Source organism: Massilia atriviolacea, assembly GCF_003953935.1.
Lineage (GTDB): Bacteria > Pseudomonadota > Gammaproteobacteria > Burkholderiales > Burkholderiaceae_D > Telluria_A > Telluria_A atriviolacea.
The window spans coordinates 50,900-71,601 of the sequence record NZ_RXLQ01000005.1; the positions used below are offsets into that span (position 1 = coordinate 50,900).

Genomic DNA, 20,702 nt, shown 5'->3' on the forward strand with positions numbered 1-20,702 from the left:
GTATCCTCAACGGCGCGGCTGCAGGATCGCGTCGAGCCGGTCCTTGCTGCCGGGAATGCGTTCCAGGCGCGGATAGCGCAGGCCGCCGTGGTAATCGAGCGCCACCGTGCGGAAATTGCTGCCTTTGCGCACCAGCAGTTCGATCGGCGTCTTGCCGTCGCGCGCCGCCTTCACGGCCGCTTTCAGCAGCTCGGGCTTGAACGCGCGCTGGTTGACGGCCACGATGGTGCTGTTGCCCGACAGGCCGGCGCGGAAGCCGATGCCATCCCATTCGATCCCCTCGATCGCGCCATCGTTCTTGACGGAAAAGCCGAGCGAATAGCTGAAGTCGCTCATCTTGCTGCGCTCTTCCTGCCCCTTGACGATATCGGTCGGCGTGTCGGTGTAGACCAGTTTCCAGCCGGCGCGCGCCAGGCCGTCGAGCGGCGCGCCCGCCGCATTGCCGTCCAGCTTGGCGCGCAGGAAAGGCGCCCAGTCGAACGCTTGCACCGAGGACAAGGTGCGCACCACGTCGTCGAAGCGGTAATAGGCCGGGCCGATGCTGCCATTGTCGACGCCGTAAAACGCGCGCGCGAAATCGTCGAGCGAACGCTTCTCGCCGGACAGCTCGCGGATGCGGGTATCGACGTCCAGCCAGATCAGCATGCCTTCGACGTAATAATCTTCGCTGCGCTGCCAGTTGCTCCAGCCCAGCGCGCGGCGCGCCTGCACGATCGGATCGTTGACCGTGTCCTGCAAGGCGCGCCAGGAGCGGCCCTGCACGTGGTCGTAGCGCGCGGCGTAGGCGGCAATGGCGTCGCGGATGCCGCCCGCCGACACCAGTCCCGAGCGCGCCGCCAGCACATTGCCCCAGTACTGGGTCTGGCCCTCGTACACCCATAGCAGGCTGTTCTGCAGCGGCACGTTGAAGTTCGGCACATCCTGGTCGGCCGGGCGGCGGAACTTGCCGTTCCACGAGTGCGTGTATTCGTGCGGCAGCAGGTCGCGCCCGAGCTCGGTCTTGGCCCAGTCGGTGAAGTAGCCGGGCTTGACCCCGTTCTCGCTCGACTGGTGGTGCTCGCGCCCGATGCCGCCGAATTCGTCCGACAGCGCAAACAGGAAATCGTAGTGCTTGTAATGATGCGAGGCGAACAGCTTGGCGGCTTGCTGCACCAGCGCGCGGTGCGCGGCGATCTGCTCCGGCTTCGCTTCCAGGCTTTCCGGATTGTCGGCCACGATGTTCAGGTGTACCGGCACCTTGGCGCCCGGATCGAGGTCGATGCGGCGGAAGTGGCGGCCCGCGAACACGGGCGAATCGATCAGCGTTTCCAGGTCGAGCGGCTTGAAGCTGATCTCGTTGCCCTTGCGCGCGGCCGTTTCCAGCGCGGTGCCGTATTGCCAGCCGTCGGGCAGCGTGAGCGAGGCCTGGACCGGGATGCGGCGGCTGAAGTAGCCGGCCGGATACAGCGTCATGGCTTGCCATTGCACGCCGAGAATTTCGCTGGTCATCGTGATGCGGCCCTGGGCCGGCTCCACCGGCGACAGGAACTGGTATTCGGCGTCGACCTCGGTGGCGCCTTCCGGCACGCTCAGGTGGAAGGCATGCACGTGGACCGGATCGCGCGTCCATGCCAGCGCCTTGCCGCCGGCCGACAGGCGCAGGCCGGCCAGCTGGTTCAGCGGTCCGCTGGGGCCGTGGTTGCCGGGCACCCACTGCGGATAGAGCAGGGTCAGCGGGCCAGGCGCGGCCGGGATGGTGGCGCGGATGCGGAAAATCTGCTGTCCCAGGTTGGTGGCGTCGACCTTGAGCACGATGGTGCCGGGGTAGGGCAGGTCGCGCGGGGCGGGCACCTCGGCGCGGGCGGGCAGGGCCAGGGTGGCGAGCAGGGCCAGGGAGCACATGGACGCGCAGGCGGACGGAAGAAGGCGGCGAAGCGGAAGGGGCATGGGATCGTCAATACGGTAAAGATCAGCAATTTTCTGCGGGTATTCGCAGGCGACCATGATTCTACCGAAAAGCATTGCCGCGCCGCTTGCGGCCTGCGCTGCTTGCCAGTCTCCGTGCACTGAATTGTTTTTGCCGCAGCCAAAATTCTTCAAAATATTTTTCGGTGCATGGGGCAAAAAAACGTCTTTTTCAAGGCCTTGAAAACCCCCGGTGCCGCCTTGAGATTGGATTCAACGGATGCTCCACGGAGGTCCGTCAACTTATCGCTTAACTTCTAAAAGGATATTTATCATGCGTACATTCGACCTTGCTCCTCTCTATCGTTCCGCTATCGGTTTCGACCGCCTGGCCAATCTGCTGGAATCGCAGCGCGCCGACGCGCAGCCCAGCTATCCGCCATACAACATCGAACTGGTGAGCGAAGACAAGTACCGGATCGTGATGGCACTGGCCGGCTTCGACCGTTCGGAAGTCGAGATCATCACCGAGCGCGACAGCCTTCAGATCACCGGCCGCAAGCAGAAAGAAGACACCCAGCGCACCTACCTGCACCGCGGCATCGCGGCACGTGATTTCGAGCAGCGCTTCCAGCTGGCGAACCACGTCAAGGTCACCACGGCATCGTTCGACAATGGCATGCTGACCATTGAACTGGTGCGTGAAGTGCCCGAGGCCCTCAAGCCGCGCCGCATCGTCATCGACGGTAGCGACAATGTGCAGGCGCTGGAGCAGCGCCAGGCTGCCTGACCGGGACCAGCCGGCACGCGCTGTGAGCGAGCTGAGATAGCGAGCTGAGCTAAACACGGGGCGCCCGCTGCAGGGGGCGCCCCGTTGCACGTCCTGTCACGCTGTTCGGCAGGGCCGGAATGCTGCGCTGAAATTAAGACAACCCTAAGTCTGATACCGCATCATTGCCTCATCGGCCAGGCAGCAAGCGGGCCGCGCAGCTGCACGACAAAAGAAGCAAAAACAAGCAGAAACAAGCCAAACCAAGCAAAAGCAAGCAAAGCACCACGACAAACAACAACAAGCGTTCATTACCGAACATATCCTTTCAAACCAGGAGTACGTCCATGCATAACGAAGGTGCCATCACTGTCATCACCGCTAAGCGTCTCACGCTAGCCCTTGCCGCCGCCGGCGCCATCGGTGGGGCGGTTGGTGCGATCGCGGTCAACCATAACAACGCAGTCGCCTCCGCTCCTGTTGCGCTGGCCGCGCAGGCGCCCGCCGCCGCGCCGGCCGCCACGCCGGCCGCCACCCCCGTCAATCCGGGCGCTCCCGCGCCGCTGGCGGCCGGCGTGGTGCTGCCCGACTTTACCCAGATCGTCTCGCGCAACGGCCCGGCCGTGGTCAACATCCGGGTGATGGGCAGCACCAAGACCGCCATGGGCCAGCAGCGCGGCCGCGGCATGCCGCAGTTCGACGAGGACGACCCGTTTTTCGAATTTTTCCGTCGCTTCCAGGGGCCGCAGATGCCCCGTGGACAACAACGCGACACGCCCGTTTTTGGCGCCGGTTCCGGGTTCATAATCAGCCCGGACGGTGTCATCCTGACCAACGCGCACGTGGTGCGCGACGCCAAGGAAGTCACGGTCAAACTGAACGACCGGCGCGAATTCCGCGCCAAGGTGCTCGGTTCCGACCCCAGGACCGATGTGGCGGTGCTCAAGATCGACGCCAAGAACCTGCCGGTGGTGCCAATCGGCAAATCAAGCGATCTCAAGGTCGGCGAATGGGTGCTGGCGATCGGTTCGCCGTTCGGCCTGGAAAGCACGGTCACGGCCGGCGTGGTCAGCGCCAAGGGACGCACGCTGCCCGACGACAGCCAGGTACCCTTCATCCAGACCGACGTGGCGGTCAATCCCGGCAACTCGGGCGGCCCGCTGTTCAATACCAAGGGCGAAGTGATCGGCATCAACTCGCAGATCTACAGCCAGACCGGCGGCTACATGGGCTTGTCGTTCGCCATCCCGATCGATGTGGCTTACCGCATCAAGGACCAGATCGTTACCACCGGCAAGGTGCAGCATGCCAAGCTCGGCATAGCGATCCAGGAAGTGAACCAGGGCTTCGCCGATTCCTTCAAGCTCGACTCGCCCGAAGGCGCGCTGGTGTCGAACGTGGAAAAAGGCGGCGCCGCCGACAAGGCGGGCCTGAAATCCGGCGACATCATCCGCAAGCTGAACGGCCAGCCGATCGTGGCCTCGGGCGACCTGCCGGCCATGCTCAGCGTGGCCCAGCCGGGCGACAAGGTCAGCCTCGACGTCTGGCGCGACGGCAAGATCGTGCGCATCGATGCGCGCCTGGCCAATGCCAGCGACAAGGTGGCGCAGGACGATCGCGAGCCGGCCGCCGGCGCCGACCAGAGTGCAAAACTCGGCCTGGCCCTGCGTCCGCTCGATCCGAACGAGAAGCGCCAGTCCGGCATCGCCTCGGGCCTGGTGATCGAAGATGCGGCCGGGGCCGCGTCGACGGCCGGGGTCCAGCCGGGCGACGTTTTGCTGTCGGTCAATGGCCGTCCCGTCAATTCGGTCGACCAGGTACGCGATGTGGTGGGCAAGGCCAGCAAGTCGGTGGCCTTGCTGATTCAGCGCGGTAATGACAGAATCTTCATTCCGGTGCGGATCGGGTAATCGTGCCCCTTCCGCCCGCAGGGTAAGAGAAAGAAGGATGTAATGCGGCTGCTGCTGGTGGAAGACGATACGATGATCGGCGAAGTGGTGCTCGACCTGCTCAGGGCCGAGCACTACGCGGTCGACTGGGTCAAGGATGGCGAAATGGCCGACACGGCCTTGCGCCAGTCGCAAAGCTACGACCTGGTCCTGCTCGACTTGGGCTTGCCGCGCAAGGATGGCCTGGACGTGCTGCGCGCCATGCGCACGCGCAAGGACCGCACTCCGGTGCTGGTGGCGACCGCGCGCGATGCGGTCGAGCAGCGCATCGCCGGCCTCGACGCCGGCGCCGACGATTACGTGCTCAAACCCTACGACCTCGACGAGTTGCTGGCGCGCATACGCGCCTTGCTGCGCCGTTCCGCCGGGCGTGGCGAACCGATCTTCGAATACAAGGCCATCAGCATCAATCCCGCCACCCGCGAAGTGCAGGTCGACGGCGCGCCGGTGACCCTGTCGGCGCGCGAATGGGCGGTGCTGGAAGCCTTGATCGCGCGTCCCGGGGTGGTGCTGTCGCGCGCCCAGCTGGAAGAAAAGCTCTACAGCTGGCGCGATGAAGTGAGCAGCAACGCGGTGGAAGTGTATATCCACGGCTTGCGCAAGAAGCTCGGCAGCGACCTGATCCAGAACGTGCGCGGGGTCGGCTACATGGTGCCCAAACTATGAACCTGGCGCACTCGCTGCGCGGCCGTCTGTTGTGGTTTTTGCTCGCGGCCATCAGTATCGCCGCCGTGGCGCAAGCGTCGATCGCCTATCGCACGGCGCTGTCCGATGCCGACCAGATTTTCGATTACCACATGCAGCAGATGGCGCTGTCGCTGCGTTCCAGCGCGCCCTTGTCCAACAATACCGAGACGGCCGCGAATGTGGAAGCGGACGCCGAAAACAACGAGCTGATGGTGCAGGTCTGGACGCCGGACGGGGTGCGCGTGTTCCGCACCGTCTCGCGCACCACCTTGCCGCAGCACGCGGTGCTGGGCTTTTCCAACGTCAAGGCCAACAACACGACTTACCGCGTATTCTCGGTGCAAAGCAGCACCCAGACCCTGCAGATCGCCCAGGACATGGCGGTGCGGCGCAATATGGCCGGCAACCTGGCCTTGCGCACGGTCGGCCCGATCGCGGTGATGATGCCGATCCTGATGCTGGTGGTGTGGTGGGTGGTGAGCGGTTCGCTGCAACCGGTCTCGCGCGTGCGCAAGCAGGTGGCGGCGCGCCAGGCCGACGATCTGTCGCCGGTGTCGGAAGCCGACCTGCCGGACGAAGTGCTGCCGCTGGTGCAGGAATTGAACCTCTTGTTCGGGCGCGTGAAAACCGCCTTCGACGCCCAGCAGCATTTCGTGGCCGACGCCGCGCACGAATTGCGCACGCCGCTGCAGGCGCTGAAACTGCAGGCGCTGAGCCTGGAGCGGGCCGACAGTCCGGAAGCGCGCGGGGTGGCGATCGGCCGCCTGACGGCCGGCATCGAGCGCGCCACCCGGCTGGTCGAGCAATTGCTGGTGCTGGCGCGCCAGGAAGCGAGCGCGGCGAGCGGAGTGAAAACCCAGCCGGTCGAGCTGGCCGACCTGGCGCGGCGCGCCCTGGCCGACCTGGCGGGCGCGGCGCAGACGCGCGGCATCGACCTGGGCCTGACGCGCGCCGATGCGGCGCAGGTGACGGGCCAGCCGGACGCGCTGATGATCATGCTGCGCAACCTGATCGACAACGCCCTGAAATACACCCTGTCCGGCGGCACGGTCGACATCAGCGTGACGGCGGAGGGCAAGGGAGCGGCCCTGGTGGTGGAAGACAGCGGGCCCGGCATTCCGGCCGACGAAAGGGAGCGCGTCTTCAACCGCTTCTATCGCATCGCCGGCAGCGAAGCCAGCGGTAGCGGGCTGGGGCTGGCGATCATCAAGGCGATCGCCGAGCGCCACGGCGCCCGGCTCAGCCTGGGCGAGTCGGCCAAGCTGGGCGGCCTGAGCGTGCGCATCGACTTCCCCGCCACCGGCAAGCCCGACTAGGGGGCAAGTAGGGGGAAGGGGTCAGACCCCGGTTTTTCAGTTAGGGGGTCTGACCCCGGTGTCCCCCGCAGCCGGCACCGTTACCGCCCAAGCCTACTTCTTGATAATCGCCTGCAACAACGCAAACGCCTCATGCCGGATGGTCGCATCGGCGCCCGCCAATTCCTTGCGCGCCTGCACCAGTGCCGGCTTCTTCAGCATCTTCTTCTCTGCCGCGTTCGGCACCGGCGGTTCCGGCGGAAACATGCTGGCGCGGCTGTTATACGTCTGCTGCAGCAAGCGCTTGCCATAATCCGACCCATAGAACGCGCTCAGCTCATTGGCCGTTTCCACCCCGATCACCCGCGCCACCGGCAGCGCCAGGCGTTTGTAGATCTCCTGCGGCGGCACCTTCTCGAGCTTGGCGAACACGCTGGCGCGCTGTTCTTCATTCACATAGCGGCTGGCGCCGGCCACCGAGCGCATCATTTTTTCCGACTGCATGGCTTCCAGCATGGCTTGCACGGCCTGGACACGGGCGGCATCGGGAGCGGCCACCGGCACCGAGGCGGTGGGCGCGGCGGCCGGGGCAGCGGCTGGCGCCGCCTGCGTGAGCGGCGCGCCGGCCAGCAGTGCGGCCATTGTCAGCGCGTAAATTGGTTTCATTCTTCATCCTTTTCAACAATCACAGGGCTGCCCGTCACCGGGCCAGCCGATACAATCATGCAAAAGGGCAGGCCAGGTCGACGCGACCCGGCCTGCCCCCCTCAGGCAGCTAGCTTGCGCTGCGCTTAAAACTTATGCCACAGGCGCGCAAAGTAAGACGCGCCGTTCATGCCGAACTGCACCGACTCATATTTGAAGCCATTGTCGGTCTGGTCCGGATCCTGTTCGGTCGGCTTGACGTTGAAAATATTCGCGCCGCCCAGGGTCAGCTTGGTCTTCTCGCTGAAATTATACGTAAAACTCAGGTCGGCCGAGGTCTTGGCCTTGTATACCTGGTTCGGGGTCGGAGGACCGGACCAGGTGCCGAGGGTTTGCTTGCCGAAGTGGATCACCTTGAAATCGGTGCCGATCTTGCCCAGCAAGTACTCGAAGCCCAGGGTCGCCTTGCGCCGCGGTCCGCCCTGTTCCAGGAACAGGCGCTCGCGCTCGGACAGCAGCACGTCTTCATAACCCTTGAAGGCGGCCGGCGCATTCACGCCCGTCACTTCGGTCTTGCTGATGTTCATGGCCAGGAAGGTGTTCAGCTTGCCGCCCGCGACTTCGCTGCGGTTCGACACGGTCAGGTCCAGGCCTTGTGTCTTGGTATCGATCGAATTGACGAAGAACTGGGCAGCGCCCACGCCCAGGGTGCTCAGCAGCGGCACGATCGGCGCGTAATTATTGGCGTCGAAACGGCCCGAAAACACGATGCGGTCGTCGATCGCGATGCGGTACAGGTCGGCCGTGACCGAGGTGGTCGGGGTCGGCGTCCAGGTGCCGCCCAGGGTGAAGCTGACCGATTCTTCTTCCTTGAGCTTGGGAATCCCGATCGCGTTGGCGACATTGCCGCCGTTCGGCGCGAACACCGAATCGACCGGATTGCCGTTGACGAACTCGGTGAAGGTCGACGAGAAAAACGCTTGCTGCAGCGATGGTGCGCGGAAACCCGTGCTGGCCGAGCCACGCAACAGGAAGGCGTCGCTGATCTTGTAGGCGGCGGCCAGCTTGCCGGTCACGCTGTTGCCGAAGTCGCTGAATTTCTCGTAACGCAAGGCCGACAGCAGTTTCAGGCGCTCGGTGACGTCGGTCTCGACATCGACATAGGCGGCCACGCTATGGCGGCTGCGGTCGGTGGCGTCGGCCGGGCGGAAGCCGGGGAAGCCCTGGCTGCCGGGATCGCCGCCGAAGCCGGGACCATCGACATCGTTGTAGGAACCGGCTTCGCCGGCAAAGATTTCGTAGTTTTCCTTGCGGAACTCGGCGCCGAAGGCCAGGTTCAGGCCGCTCATGATGTTGGGGAAATAGCGGCTGGCATCGGCATTCGTGGTCAGCTGCATCGCGGCAAAACCGCCGGCGTCGAATTGCGAGGCCGACACGCCCTTGCCGCCCTTGAGCAGGTCGGCGTTGGCGATCGAGGCGTTCAAGGTGTTGCTGATGTTGTAGTGCATCTTGTTGTAGCCATAGGTCTGCGAGAAATCCGCATTCCACTCGCCCAGCTTGGCGCGATAGCCGACAGTGCCGTAATGGTCGTCGATGTCGGCATTGATGTAGGGCGCGAAACCGTTCGGATACATGGCTTGCGCATTGCGCGTCGGAATCTGGTCCGGACCGCGTCCGAAGGCGGCCGAAGACGCGTCGCGCTTCTGGGTGCCGGCCGTGAAATACAGCTTGCCGTCGACCATGGGAATCTCGCCGTTCAGGTACAGGGTCTGGTTCTGCACCTTGCTGTCGCCGATGGTGCGCAGGCTGCCCGCCTCGGCCCGGTTCGAACGGCCGCGGTCGAGATACTCGCCCGTGATGCCGACCACGCCGCCGGCCACCGCCACGCCGCAGTAGGCCGACGCCAGGTAGTTCTCGCCGTCGCCGGCCGAATACTGGCCCGCGCCGAGCACGCTCTCGCAGCCGAGCGAGCGTTTCAGCTCGACGTTGATGACCCCGGCGATCGCGTCCGAGCCGTACTGGGCGGCGGCGCCATCGCGCAGCACCTGGATATTCTTTACCGCCAGCAGCGGAATCGCATTCATGTCGGTGCCGGTGTTGCCGCGGTTGCGCGCACCGAAAATATTCACCAGCGAGGTGCTGTGGCGGCGCTTGCCGTTCATCAACACCAGGGTCTGGTCGGAACCGAGGCCGCGCAGGGCGGCCGAGTCGACCAGGTCGGCGCCGTCGGCCCCGCTCTGGCGCGTCGAGTTGAACGAGGGCGAGATGTAGGTAAGGGTCTGGGCCAGGTCGAACTGGCCGCCTTGCTCGGCCAGGCGGGTCATGGGAATCAGGTCGACCGGGACCGCCGTATCGGTGGCGGAGGTGGCCGAGACGCGGCGCGAACCGACAATGCTGACGCTGGGAAGGACTTCTTCCTTGGCGGCCGGCTGGCCCGACTGGGCGAAGCTGGCGGGGGAATACACGGCGAGAGCGGCACTGCCGTACAAAGCGAGCAAGACGGACCTACGTAAAGTGGTGGGGTTGAACACGCGACGGTCTCCGGATTTTTATAAGAAAGGAGATTGATTCTAATGCAATTTCTGTGCCCCACGTCCAGCGCTTTGTGGCGCAATGACAACGTTGTCAATCGCCAAGCACCGCTTCGGCCCGTCCGCCCACGAGGATTGCCGCGCCGTCGATCCGGGAGCGGATCAGGCAGGGCTGGCCCAGCGCAGCGCCCTGATGCACCGTGATGGTGCGGCCCAGCTGTGCGGCCAGGGCGCCGGCCGCCACCCCGGTGGCGCGGTCTTCCATGGCCGGGTCGAGATGGTTGAAATTGCGCCCTTCGTAGCCATCCTCGCCAGTGCGGCACAGCACGTAGCAACCGTTGACGCCGTGCGCGCGGCCCCAGTCGACGATGCGCGCCAACGGCGGCTGCAGCGCGTGCAGGAGGGCGCGCTCAGGCACCTCGATCAGCAGCTTGGGACTGCCGACCGAGGCCAGCACCGGCGCGCGCGCCAGCATCAGGCCGGGCTGGTCCAGCAGCCAGGCGGCCAGGGCCGTATCGACCGGAACGGCGGGCACGGCCTGGGCTTGCAGCACCACAAAATACTCGTCTCCCTCGCGGCGCAGGCGCAAGGCTTGCCCGCGCATGGCCGTACGCAGGCCGATCTCCTGCGGCGCCTGTCCGGCGCGCGCAAACAGGACCTGCGCCGCAGCCAGGGTGGCGTGCAGGCACAAGGGACTGCGGGCGTGCGGATAGTAATAGTCCGCAACCCAGTTCGACCCCGGTCCCGCGTCCAGAAACACGCAGGCCGGATACGGCTGCCCGCGCGCAAACGCCTGGCGCGCCTCAGGTGCGTCCGGCCCGCCTTCCACCACCAGCGCCGGGTTGCCCTTGCCCGGCAATGCACCAAAACAGCGCACCAGATGAGCCTGCATAGTTATTCCCAATTGGTAAGAAAATAGCCCAAGGTATACTGTGTTTCCATACAGTAGTTTCCCTAGAATATTTATTTTAATCTTTTCTCATGAGCACCACCGTCCCCACCCCCAGCCTGCCCGATTACGCCGAGTTGTACTGCCTGACCAACTTTTCCTTCCTGCACGGCGCCTCGCACGCCGAGGAACTGGTGGCCCGCGCCGTCCAACTCGGCTATGCGGCGCTGGCGATTACCGACGAATGTTCGCTGGCGGGGGTGGTGCGGGCCCATGCCGAAGCCAAAAAGGCGGCGCTGCCCCTGATCATCGGCGCCCACTTCCACCTGTGCAACGACGATGGCAGCCCGGCCCTGTCGCTGATCCTGCTGGCCCAAAACCGCAATGGCTACGGCAACCTGGCCGAGCTGATCACCGTGGCGCGCACGCGCACCGCCAAGGGCACCTACCTGCTGACCCCGGCCGACCTGGCCACGCCCGCCGCCGCCCAGGCCCACCTGGCCGGCATGCCCGACTGCCTGGCGATCCTGCTGCCCGCCTATCCCGGCCACGATGCGGCCGACCTCGACCGCCTGCACACCCAGGCCGCCTGGATCGCCGCCACCTTTCCCGGCCGCGCCTGGCTGGGCCTGAACCTGCTGCACCGCGCCTTCGACGAAGCGCACCGCGCCAGCGTCGACGAAGTCGCGTGGCAGCACGGCCTGGCCGTGGTGGCGCTGGGCCACGTCTGCATGCACGTGCGCTCGCGCAAACCGCTGCACGACACCCTGTGCGCGATCCGCCTCAACACCCCTGTGGCCGAGTGCGGCTACGAACTGGCGCAAAACGCCGAACAGCATCTGCGTGCGCGCCTGCGCCTGGCCAATCTGTACAGCCCCGAGGCGCTGGCCGAAACGCTGCGCATCGCGCGCCTGTGCACCTTCTCGCTCGACCAGCTGCGCTACGAATACCCGGACGAACTGGTGCCGCCCGGCCAGACGCCCTGCGGCTACCTGCGCGCCGAAACCTACATCGGCGCGCACCACCGCTTTCCCCTCGGCATCCCGGCCAAGGTCCAGGAACAGCTCGAAATCGAACTCCAGCTGATCGGCGAACTGCGCTACGAACCGTATTTTCTGACCGTGTACGACATCGTGCGCCACGCGCGCTCGATCGGGATTCTGTGCCAGGGGCGCGGCTCGGCCGCCAATTCGGCGGTCTGCTACTGCCTCGGCATCACCGAGGTCGACCCCGCGCGCGGCAACCTGCTGTTCGGCCGCTTCATCTCCAGGGAAAGGGACGAGCCGCCCGACATCGACGTCGACTTCGAACACCAGCGGCGCGAAGAAGTGATCCAGTACATCTACAACAAATACGGCCGCACGCGCGCCGCCCTGGCCGCCGTGGTGATCAGCTACCGGCCCAAGAGCGCCCTGCGCGACAGCGGCAAGGCGCTCGGGGTCGACCTGGCCATCGTCGACAAAGTCGCCAAGACCCACCACTGGTTCGACAGCAAGGACGACCTGGTCAATCGCCTGGCCGAATGCGGGCTCGACCCGGATTCCCCGCTGGCCCAGCAATGGGCCACCCTGGCCCAGCGCCTGCTCGGCTTTCCGCGCCACCTGTCGCAGCATCCCGGCGGCTTCGTGATCGCCGCCGGCAAGCTCTCGCGCCTGGTGCCGATCGAAAACGCCACCATGCTTGATCGCAGCGTGATCCAGTGGGACAAGGACGACCTCGAAGAACTGGGCCTGCTGAAAGTCGACGTGCTCGCGCTCGGCATGCTCTCGGCCCTGCGGCGCGCGCTCGACCTGGTGGGCGAACTGCGCGGCACCAGCTTTTCATTGCAAGATATTCCCGCCGAAGACCCTGCCACCTACGACATGATCTGCGCGGCCGACACCATCGGCGTGTTCCAGATCGAATCGCGCGCCCAGATGAGCATGCTCCCGCGCCTGCGCCCGCGCACCTTTTACGACCTGGTGATCGAAGTGGCGGTGGTGCGGCCGGGGCCGATCCAGGGCGGCATGGTCCACCCGTATCTGCGCCGGCGCCAGGGACAGGAAAAGCCCGACTATCCGAAGGACGAATTGAAAGAAGCGCTGGGGCGGACCCTGGGCGTGCCGATTTTCCAGGAACAGGTGATGCAGGTGGCCATGATCGCGGCCGGCTTCACGGCGGGCGAAGCCGACCAGCTGCGCCGGGCCATGGCCGCCTGGAAACGCAAGGGCGGGCTGGAAAAATACTACGACAAGATCGTCAGGGGCATGCTGAAGAACGGCTACACCCTGGAATTTGCCGAATCGATCTTCAACCAGATCAAGGGTTTCGGCGAATACGGCTTTCCCGAATCGCACGCCGCCAGCTTCGCGCTGCTGGCCTACGCCAGTTCCTGGCTCAAGTGCCACGAACCGGCCGCCTTCCTGTGCGCCTTGCTCAACAGCCAGCCGATGGGTTTCTACAGCCCCTCGCAACTGGTGCAGGATGGGCGCCGCCACGGCATCGAGGTGCGCGCGGTGGACGTGGCAGTCAGCGGCTGGGATTGCAGCCTGGAGGCGGGGCAGGGCGGCCAGCCCGCCGTGCGGCTGGGACTGTCGCTGCAGCGCGGCATGCGGCCCGAGGCGGCGGCGCGGATCGAAGAAGCGCGCGCCGTGCGGGCCTTCGACAGCGTGGCCGACCTGGCGCGCCGGGCCGGGCTGGACCGGCACGACCTGCAGGTGCTGGCCGGCGCCAATGCGCTGCAGGGCCTGTCCGGCAACCGGCGCCAGGCGCTGTGGCAAGCGGTGGGGGCGGTGCCCGACAAGGACCTGCTGCGTCCCACCAGTCCGATCGAAGAGATGCCGCAGCTGGACGCCCCGAGCGAAGGCGAAGAGATCGTCGGCGACTACCGCGCGCAGGGCTTGACATTGGGGCGGCACCCGCTGGCGCTGCTGCGCGCGCGCCTGCTCGACCAGCGTTTTTTACCGGCCGCGCAACTCAACGACTTCAAGCAAGGCCAACTGGCGCGCGCCTGCGGCATCGTCACCGTGCGCCAGCGTCCGGCGACGGCCAAGGGCGTGCTGTTCGTCACCATCGAAGACGAGACAGGCAATGTGAACGTGATTGTCTGGCCGACGCTGGTGGAACAGCAGCGGCGCGAAGTGCTGGGCGCGCGCCTGCTGGGCGTGTACGGCGTGTGGCAAAGGGAAGGGGAAGTGCGGCACCTGGTGGCCAAGCGCCTGGTCGACATGAGCCACCTGATGGGCCGCCTCGACACCAGCAGCCGCGACTTCTGCTGATCCTACAAGCAAACCAGCAAAGTCCCACAACCGGGGTCAGAGCTTTAATTCGCAACTAGTTGCAGAACTGGAGCACCTGAGGCCCAGACGCCATTACTTAAGCTGCGCCAACCGGCATCGGCAATGACTTCCCGCCTGCGCGGGAATGACGGAGCTGAGTTTCGGGGACGAAAAAGCATAACCTGGCGGTATGAACGTTCACCCTGGTGTTGAAAGTTTAATGCGCGCTGGTGCCGCACAACCGGGGTCAGAGCTTTAATTCGCAACTAGTTGCAGAACTGGAGCACCTGAGGCCCTGACGCCATTACTTAAGCTGCGCCAACTGGCATCGGCAATATGACTTCCCGCGCGGACGGGAATCCGAGGCATCTTTGCTGAGCGACGGTGCCTTGGATTCCCGCCTGCGCGGGAATGACGGAGCTGAGTTTCGGGGACGACAAAGCATAACCTGGCGGTATGAACGCTCCCCCTGCTGTTGAAAGTTTAATGCGCGCTGGTGCCGTAGTAGCTGTGGATCTGGTTCGACCATTGCTGGTTGGCCATGTCCGGCCAGTGATCGGTATCGAAACCCGGCGCGTTGTCGATGCGTTCTTTCTCGATGTCGAGCGTGAAGCGCTTGTTGGCGGTGTCCAGCGTCAATGCGGACCAGGGCACGGCGAACAGTCGTTCACCGATGCTCAGCACGCCGCCGCTCGACATCACGGCATACGCAATCTTACCGGTGCGCATGTCGAGCATGATTTCCTTGATTTCACCGAGGTGCTCATTTTTCAGATTGTGCACATGGTCGCCGATCAGGGTATCCGCACCCATCAGTTCGGGACCGGGGCCTTTCGAACCTTTGTCGACATACATGCCATAAGCATCGCGTTCTTCGTAGGACATTTTGACCTCCTGTGGAAAAAGTTCCATCCTGAGGCTTGAGCCAGCTCACGTCTGTTCGCTGGCGCACGCCGAATGCGTCATCGGCAATCTTTCAAATTGATCAATAAGCAGCTCGCCAGCCCGCCTGCGGCACGGCCGTTGTTGCTGTTTTTTACCTTGTTTTGCGGAAGCATTGGCCGGTTTAAGGTATAATTTCAATTTCCCGCACGTGCCGTTCGGCACCATCTGCAATGACCAAATTTGTCTTCGTCACCGGTGGCGTTGTGTCTTCCCTTGGAAAAGGGATTGCCGCCGCCTCCCTCGCCGCGATCCTCGAATCGCGCGGCCTTAAAGTCACCATGCTCAAGCTCGACCCGTACATCAACGTCGATCCGGGCACGATGAGTCCAATGCAGCACGGCGAAGTCTTCGTCACCGACGATGGCGCCGAAACCGACCTCGATCTCGGCCACTACGAGCGCTTCATCAGCACCCGCATGCGCAAGGTGAACAACTTCACCACCGGCCAGATCTACGAATCCGTGATCCGCAAGGAACGCCGCGGCGAATACCTCGGCAAGACCGTGCAGGTGATCCCGCACATCACCAACGAGATCCAGGATTACATCTACCGCGGCGCCGAAGGCGTGGACGTGGCGCTGGTCGAAATCGGCGGCACCGTGGGCGATATCGAATCGCTGCCCTTCCTCGAAGCGGCGCGCCAGCTGTCGCTGCGCGCCGGCCGCAAGTCGGCCGCTTTTGTCCACCTGACCCTGGTGCCGTACATCGCCTCGGCGGGCGAACTGAAAACCAAACCGACCCAGCACAGTGTGCAGAAGCTGCGCGAAATCGGCATCACCCCGACCGCGCTGCTGTGCCGCGCCGACCGCCGCATTCCGGAAGACGAACGCGCCAAGATCTCGCTGTTCTCGAACGTCGAAGAGCAGGCCGTGATCTCGGTGTGGGACGCCGACACCATCTACAAGGTGCCGCAGATGCTGCACGACCAGGGCTTGGACGCCATCATCCTGGAAGCGCTCGGCCTGGAAGCGCCGCCGGCCGACCTGTCGATGTGGACCAAGTTGATCTACGCGCTGGAAAACCCGAAAGCGGCAGTCACCATCGGCATGGTCGGCAAATACGTCGACCTGACCGAGTCCTACAAGTCGCTGACCGAAGCGCTGCGCCACGCCGGCATCCACACCGAAAGCCGGGTCAACATCGAATACCTGGACTCGGAAGACATCGAGACCAAGGGCTGCGACCACCTGGCCAAGTACGATGCGATCCTGGTGCCGGGCGGCTTCGGCAAGCGCGGCGTGGAAGGCAAGATCATGGCGGCGCGCTACGCCCGTGAAAATCGGATTCCGTATCTGGGCATCTGCCTGGGCATGCAAGTGGCGCTGATCGAATACGCGCGCCACATGGCCGGCCTGACCAACGCCAACTCGACCGAATTCGACACCGACACCGACCAGCCGGTCGTGGCCCTCATCAACGAGTGGCAAAACCATGACGGCAAGGTCGAAAAGCGCGACGAGAATTCCGACCTGGGCGGCACCATGCGCCTGGGCGCGCAAACCTGCGCGGTCAATCCGGGCACCCTGGCCGCCGAAATCTACGGCAGCGTCGTCACCGAGCGCCACCGCCACCGCTACGAAGCGAACAACCACTACCTGGGCCGGGTCGAAGCGGCAGGGATGATCGTCTCGGCGCGCACCCCGACCGAAGATTTGTGCGAGATCATGGAATTGCCGCGCACCGGAGAAAACGCGCACCCGTGGTACATGGGCGTGCAGTACCATCCCGAGTTCAAATCGACCCCGCGTACCGGCCACCCGCTGTTTACGTCGTTCATCAAGGCCGCGCTGGCGCACCAGGCTGCGTCCGCACCCACAGGAGATGCAGCATGAAGCTTTGCGGTTTTGACGTCGGCCTCGACCACCCGATCTTCCTGATCGCCGGCACCTGCGTGATCGAATCGCGCCAGATGGCGATGGACACCGCCGGCACGCTCAAGGAAATCACCTCGGCGCTGGGCGTCCCCTTCATCTACAAGTCTTCTTTTGACAAGGCCAACCGCTCCTCGGGCACCTCGTTCCGCGGCCCCGGCATGGACAAGGGCCTCGACATCCTGGCCGACGTGCGCCGCGAAATCGGCGTGCCGGTGCTGACCGACATCCACACGATCGAAGAAATCGCCGCCGTCTCGAGCGTGGTCGACGTGCTGCAGACGCCGGCCTTTTTGTGCCGCCAGACCGACTTCATCGTCGCCTGCGCCCAGTCGGGCAAACCGGTCAACATCAAGAAGGGCCAGTTCCTCGCGCCCGGCGACATGAAGAACGTGATCGACAAGGCGCGCCAGGCCGCGCGCGACGCCGGCCTCGATGAAGACAACTTCATGGCCTGCGAACGCGGCGCCTCGTTCGGCTACAACAACCTGGTCTCCGACATGCGCTCGCTGGCGATCATGCGCGAATCGAACTGCCCGGTCGTGTTCGACGCGACCCACTCGGTACAACTGCCGGGCGGACAGGGCACCTCATCCGGTGGCCAGCGCGAGCACATTCCCGTGCTCTCGCGCGCAGCCGTGGCGGCCGGTATCGCCGGCCTGTTCATGGAAACGCACCCGAACCCCGCCCAGGCGCTGTCGGACGGCCCCAACGCCGTGCCGCTCGGACGCATGAAAGAACTGCTCACGACCCTCGTCGAACTCGACCGCGTGGTCAAGAAAGCCGGCTTCCTCGAATCGAGCTTCGCGTAACGCAGCTTGCTGCCGTCCCGATCGCCCTGACAGATGCAGGCGGACCGCCAACGGTCCGCCCACCTTTTTCTTACCCTTTGGAGATTGAAATATGAGTGCTATCGTTGACATTATCGGCCGCGAAATTATCGATTCGCGCGGCAATCCAACCGTCGAATGCGACGTGCTGCTCGAATCGGGCGTGATGGGCCGCGCGGCGGTACCGTCGGGCGCCTCGACCGGTTCGCGCGAAGCGATCGAACTGCGCGACGGCGACAAGAGCCGTTACTTCGGCAAAGGCGTGCTGCAAGCCTGCGAAAACATCAATACCGAAATCTCCGAAGCCATCATGGGCCTGGACGCGAACGAGCAAGCCTTCCTCGACCGCACCCTGATCGACCTCGACGGCACCGACAACAAGAGCCGCCTGGGCGCCAACGCCATGCTGGCCGTGTCGATGGCTGTCGCCAAGGCTGCCGCCGAAGAAGCCGGCCTGCCGCTGTACCGCTACTTCGGCGGTTCGGGCGCGATGCAAATGCCGGTGCCGATGATGAACGTCATCAACGGCGGCGCGCACGCCGACAACAACCTGGACATCCAGGAATTCATGATCATCCCGGTCGGCGCACCGAGCTTCAAGGAAGCGATCCGCTACGGCGCCGAGATCTTCCACACGCTCAAAAAGATCCTGCACGAGAAAAAGCTGGCCACCTCGGTCGGCGACGAAGGCGGTTTCGCGCCGAACGTGGCCAATCACGAAGAAGCCATCAAGCTGATCATGCAAGCGATCGAGCAGGCCGGCTACGAGCCGGGCACGCAGGTTGCGCTCGGCCTGGACTGCGCCGCCAGCGAATTCTACAAGGATGGCAAGTACCACCTCGAAGGCGAAGGCATGCAGCTGACCTCGACCGAGTTCACCGACATGCTCGAGACCTGGTGCGACAAGTACCCGATCATCTCGATCGAAGATGCGATGCATGAAGGCGACTGGGATGGCTGGAAGATCCTGACCGACCGCCTTGGCAAGAAGGTGCAGCTGGTCGGCGACGACCTGTACGTCACCAACACCAAGATCCTGAAAGAAGGCATCGAGAAGGGCATCGCCAACTCGATCCTGATCAAGATCAACCAGATCGGCACCCTGACCGAAACGTTTGCGGCCATCGAAATGGCCAAGCGCGCCGGTTATACTGCCGTCATCTCGCACCGTTCGGGCGAGACCGAGGACTCGACGATCGCCGACATCGCCGTTGGCACGAACGCCCTGCAGATCAAGACCGGCTCGATGTCGCGTTCGGACCGCATGGCCAAGTACAACCAGCTGCTGCGCATCGAAGAAGACCTGGGCGACATCGCCAGCTACCCTGGCCGTAGCGCTTTCTACAACCTGAAGTAAGCCGACCGCACCGGCCGGCCCTGTGGGCGGCCGGTGCCCTGCCTCCTGTATGCGCCTCATTACGCTCGTTCTCGCGACCCTCCTGATCCTGATCCAACTGCCGCTCTGGCTGGGCAAGGGTGGCTGGCTGCGCGTGGGGGAACTGGAAAACCAGGTGCTTGTCGCGCAGCGCAAGACGGTGGAACTGAAGGCGCGCAACGCCAAGCTCGACTCCGAAGTGCACGACCTGACGAATGGCACGGGCGCGGTGGAAGAGCGCGCGCGCTTCGAGCTCGGCATGATCAAGAAGAACGAAATCTTCATCCAGATCCTGGACGCCGACGGCCACCCCAAAGAATCGGCCACCCCGCTCCCGCCGGTCAAGCCCGACCTAAAGACTACCCCCTGAAGCAAACTCCCAGCACCGGGGTCAGACCTCTGATTCGAAATTAGTTGTTCAATCGCACCATTACCCCCAACCGGGGTCAGAGCTTTAACTTGAAATAGTTTTAGCTGGGACAACTTCTTCAGTCTGACCTGCGTCGCAGCAAGCGCAAATTCCATCACCGTCAAACCGTTCCTGCTATGGGACGGCTGATTGCCCGCAGAGGTCGCCGCACCATTGTCTGTCCAGTTACCATCAAATCGTCTTGTCCGATAGCTAGAAATTGCTTATTAAAGCTCTGACCCCGGTTGTAGGGGGTTGGCTCGTCAATTTGTCGGCGAGCACGGTGAATCGTCAGAAAATTCCTCTTTATCTTTCCCATTTCTATCATTGTCGTTGACATGCAGCGGTATTCGGTATTTAATTTCTGTAACGACAGAAATGAATGAACTTGGAGAAATCATGGCGCTGGGACCGACCGAACAGAAATTCGTGCTGCACTGGGGCGAGATGGGGACGCGCTGGGGCGTCAACCGCACCGTGGCGCAAATTCATGCGCTGCTGTTCCTCGCCAACCGCCCGCTGGCGGCCGAGGAGATCGCCGAGGCCTTGTCGGTCGCGCGTTCGAACGTGAGCAATAGCCTCAAGGAGCTGCAAAGCTGGAACCTGATCCGCATCACCCACCTGATGGGCGACAGGCGCGATCACTTCGTCGCACTCCAGGATGTGTGGGAGATCTTCCGCGTCATCGTCGAGGAGCGCAAACGGCGCGAGATTGATCCGACCCTGACTGTGCTGCGCGAATGCGCCATCGAAGGCGATACCGATACCGCCCTCGAACCCGCCTCGCTGGCGCGCATGAACGAGGTCCTCACCTTCCTCGACATGCTCGGCACCACCTACGACGATTACAAGCACCTGCCGCCGGCGACCCTGCAGCGCTTCCTGAAGATGGGCGGCAAGGTCGCGCGCTTCCTCGGACCCGACGACAAGGATCTATCATGAGCGGCGCCGAACTGACCCTCTACTTCGACGGCAAGTGCCCGTTCTGCCGCGCCGGCATGGCCAGGCTGGCGCACTGGGACCGCTTCAGCCGCCTGGGCTTCGTCGACATCGCCGCCCCCGGTTTCGATCCTTCCCACCTGGGCGTGGACATGGCCGCCCTGAACCGCGAGTTGCATAGCCTGACGCGCGACGGCCGCGTGCTGGTCGGAATCGACAGCATGCTGCGCGCCTATACGCTGGCCGGCCAGGCCTGGCGCGTGCTGCCGCTGCGCGTCCCCGGCCTGCGCAGCGCGTGCAGCTGGTCGTACCGCCTGTTCGCACGCCACCGCTACCTGATGTCGCGCGTGCTCGGCTACCGCGCCGCCAGCTGCGCCGACGGCGTATGCGAGCGTCCCAATCCCTTCTTCAAACAATGAAAGCCCGT

Annotated in this window: 16 protein-coding genes; 11 read left to right on the forward strand and 5 right to left on the reverse strand. The window is 64.2% G+C overall.

All coding sequences use genetic code 11. The features are described from left to right. Positions 1–6: 6 nt before the first annotated feature. On the reverse strand, positions 7–1,926 hold the full coding sequence (locus EJB06_RS10725; protein ID WP_229427017.1) for a M61 family metallopeptidase: 1,920 nt from the start codon (positions 1,924–1,926) through the stop codon (positions 7–9). Positions 1,927–2,218: 292 nt separating this feature from the next. Between EJB06_RS10725 and EJB06_RS10730 the strand changes: the two genes are divergently transcribed. The 4 genes from EJB06_RS10730 (at position 2,219) to EJB06_RS10745 (ending at position 6,605) form a co-directional block, all read left to right on the forward strand. Then, positions 2,219–2,674, forward strand: coding sequence for an Hsp20 family protein (locus tag EJB06_RS10730; RefSeq protein WP_126074026.1), 456 nt, complete (start codon positions 2,219–2,221; stop codon positions 2,672–2,674). A gap of 326 nt (positions 2,675–3,000) precedes the next feature. Then, complete coding sequence (locus tag EJB06_RS10735) at positions 3,001–4,563, forward strand: DegQ family serine endoprotease (protein WP_126074027.1); 1,563 nt, start codon at positions 3,001–3,003, stop codon at positions 4,561–4,563. Positions 4,564–4,605: 42 nt separating this feature from the next. Next, positions 4,606–5,268 (forward strand): response regulator, encoded by a 663-nt coding sequence (locus tag EJB06_RS10740; RefSeq protein WP_126074028.1) that lies wholly within the window; start codon positions 4,606–4,608, stop codon positions 5,266–5,268. Beyond that, positions 5,265–6,605 (forward strand): ATP-binding protein, encoded by a 1,341-nt coding sequence (locus EJB06_RS10745; RefSeq protein WP_126074029.1) that lies wholly within the window; start codon positions 5,265–5,267, stop codon positions 6,603–6,605. The genes EJB06_RS10740 and EJB06_RS10745 overlap by 4 nt, the downstream gene beginning before the upstream one ends. 93 nt (positions 6,606–6,698) lie before the next feature. Here the strand turns inward: EJB06_RS10745 and EJB06_RS10750 are convergent, their stop codons facing one another. From EJB06_RS10750 to EJB06_RS10760, 3 genes are all read right to left on the reverse strand, one after another. Continuing rightward, positions 6,699–7,250, reverse strand: a complete 552-nt coding sequence (locus EJB06_RS10750; protein ID WP_126074030.1) for a hypothetical protein — start codon at positions 7,248–7,250, stop codon at positions 6,699–6,701. 125 nt (positions 7,251–7,375) lie between these two features. After that, positions 7,376–9,727 carry a TonB-dependent receptor plug domain-containing protein gene (locus EJB06_RS10755; protein WP_267876898.1) on the reverse strand — a complete coding sequence of 784 codons (2,352 nt, stop codon included), beginning with the start codon at positions 9,725–9,727 and terminating at the stop codon, positions 7,376–7,378. A gap of 127 nt (positions 9,728–9,854) precedes the next feature. After that, positions 9,855–10,652 carry a PhzF family phenazine biosynthesis protein gene (locus EJB06_RS10760; RefSeq protein ID WP_126074032.1) on the reverse strand — a complete coding sequence of 266 codons (798 nt, stop codon included), beginning with the start codon at positions 10,650–10,652 and terminating at the stop codon, positions 9,855–9,857. An 89-nt stretch (positions 10,653–10,741) separates the two neighbouring features. On the opposite strand from EJB06_RS10760, the gene EJB06_RS10765 reads away from it, so the two are divergent. Beyond that, positions 10,742–13,906 (forward strand): error-prone DNA polymerase, encoded by a 3,165-nt coding sequence (locus tag EJB06_RS10765; protein ID WP_126074033.1) that lies wholly within the window; start codon positions 10,742–10,744, stop codon positions 13,904–13,906. Positions 13,907–14,389: 483 nt separating this feature from the next. Here EJB06_RS10765 and EJB06_RS10770 read toward each other — a convergent pair whose 3' ends face one another. Further along, positions 14,390–14,791 carry a PRC-barrel domain-containing protein gene (locus EJB06_RS10770; protein WP_126074034.1) on the reverse strand — a complete coding sequence of 134 codons (402 nt, stop codon included), beginning with the start codon at positions 14,789–14,791 and terminating at the stop codon, positions 14,390–14,392. Positions 14,792–15,021: 230 nt separating this feature from the next. On the opposite strand from EJB06_RS10770, the gene pyrG reads away from it, so the two are divergent. From pyrG to EJB06_RS32480, 6 genes are all read left to right on the forward strand, one after another. Continuing rightward, positions 15,022–16,683: a CTP synthase gene (pyrG, locus tag EJB06_RS10775; RefSeq protein WP_126074035.1), complete on the forward strand. Its 1,662-nt coding sequence runs from the start codon at positions 15,022–15,024 to the stop codon at positions 16,681–16,683. Beyond that, on the forward strand, positions 16,680–17,534 hold the full coding sequence (gene kdsA, locus EJB06_RS10780) for a 3-deoxy-8-phosphooctulonate synthase (protein ID WP_126074036.1): 855 nt from the start codon (positions 16,680–16,682) through the stop codon (positions 17,532–17,534). Before pyrG ends, kdsA begins: the two co-directional genes overlap by 4 nt. 91 nt (positions 17,535–17,625) lie before the next feature. Then, positions 17,626–18,909, forward strand: a complete 1,284-nt coding sequence (gene eno, locus EJB06_RS10785; RefSeq protein ID WP_126074037.1) for a phosphopyruvate hydratase — start codon at positions 17,626–17,628, stop codon at positions 18,907–18,909. Between the two features lie 49 nt (positions 18,910–18,958). Further along, positions 18,959–19,297: a cell division protein FtsB gene (gene ftsB / locus EJB06_RS10790; RefSeq protein ID WP_126074038.1), complete on the forward strand. Its 339-nt coding sequence runs from the start codon at positions 18,959–18,961 to the stop codon at positions 19,295–19,297. A 438-nt stretch (positions 19,298–19,735) separates the two neighbouring features. Beyond that, the gene (locus EJB06_RS10795; RefSeq protein ID WP_126074303.1) at positions 19,736–20,278 is read left to right on the forward strand and encodes a GbsR/MarR family transcriptional regulator; all 543 of its coding nucleotides are present in this window, start codon (positions 19,736–19,738) and stop codon (positions 20,276–20,278) included. Next, positions 20,275–20,694: a thiol-disulfide oxidoreductase DCC family protein gene (locus tag EJB06_RS32480; protein ID WP_229427018.1), complete on the forward strand. Its 420-nt coding sequence runs from the start codon at positions 20,275–20,277 to the stop codon at positions 20,692–20,694. Before EJB06_RS10795 ends, EJB06_RS32480 begins: the two co-directional genes overlap by 4 nt. Positions 20,695–20,702 lie beyond the last annotated feature (8 nt).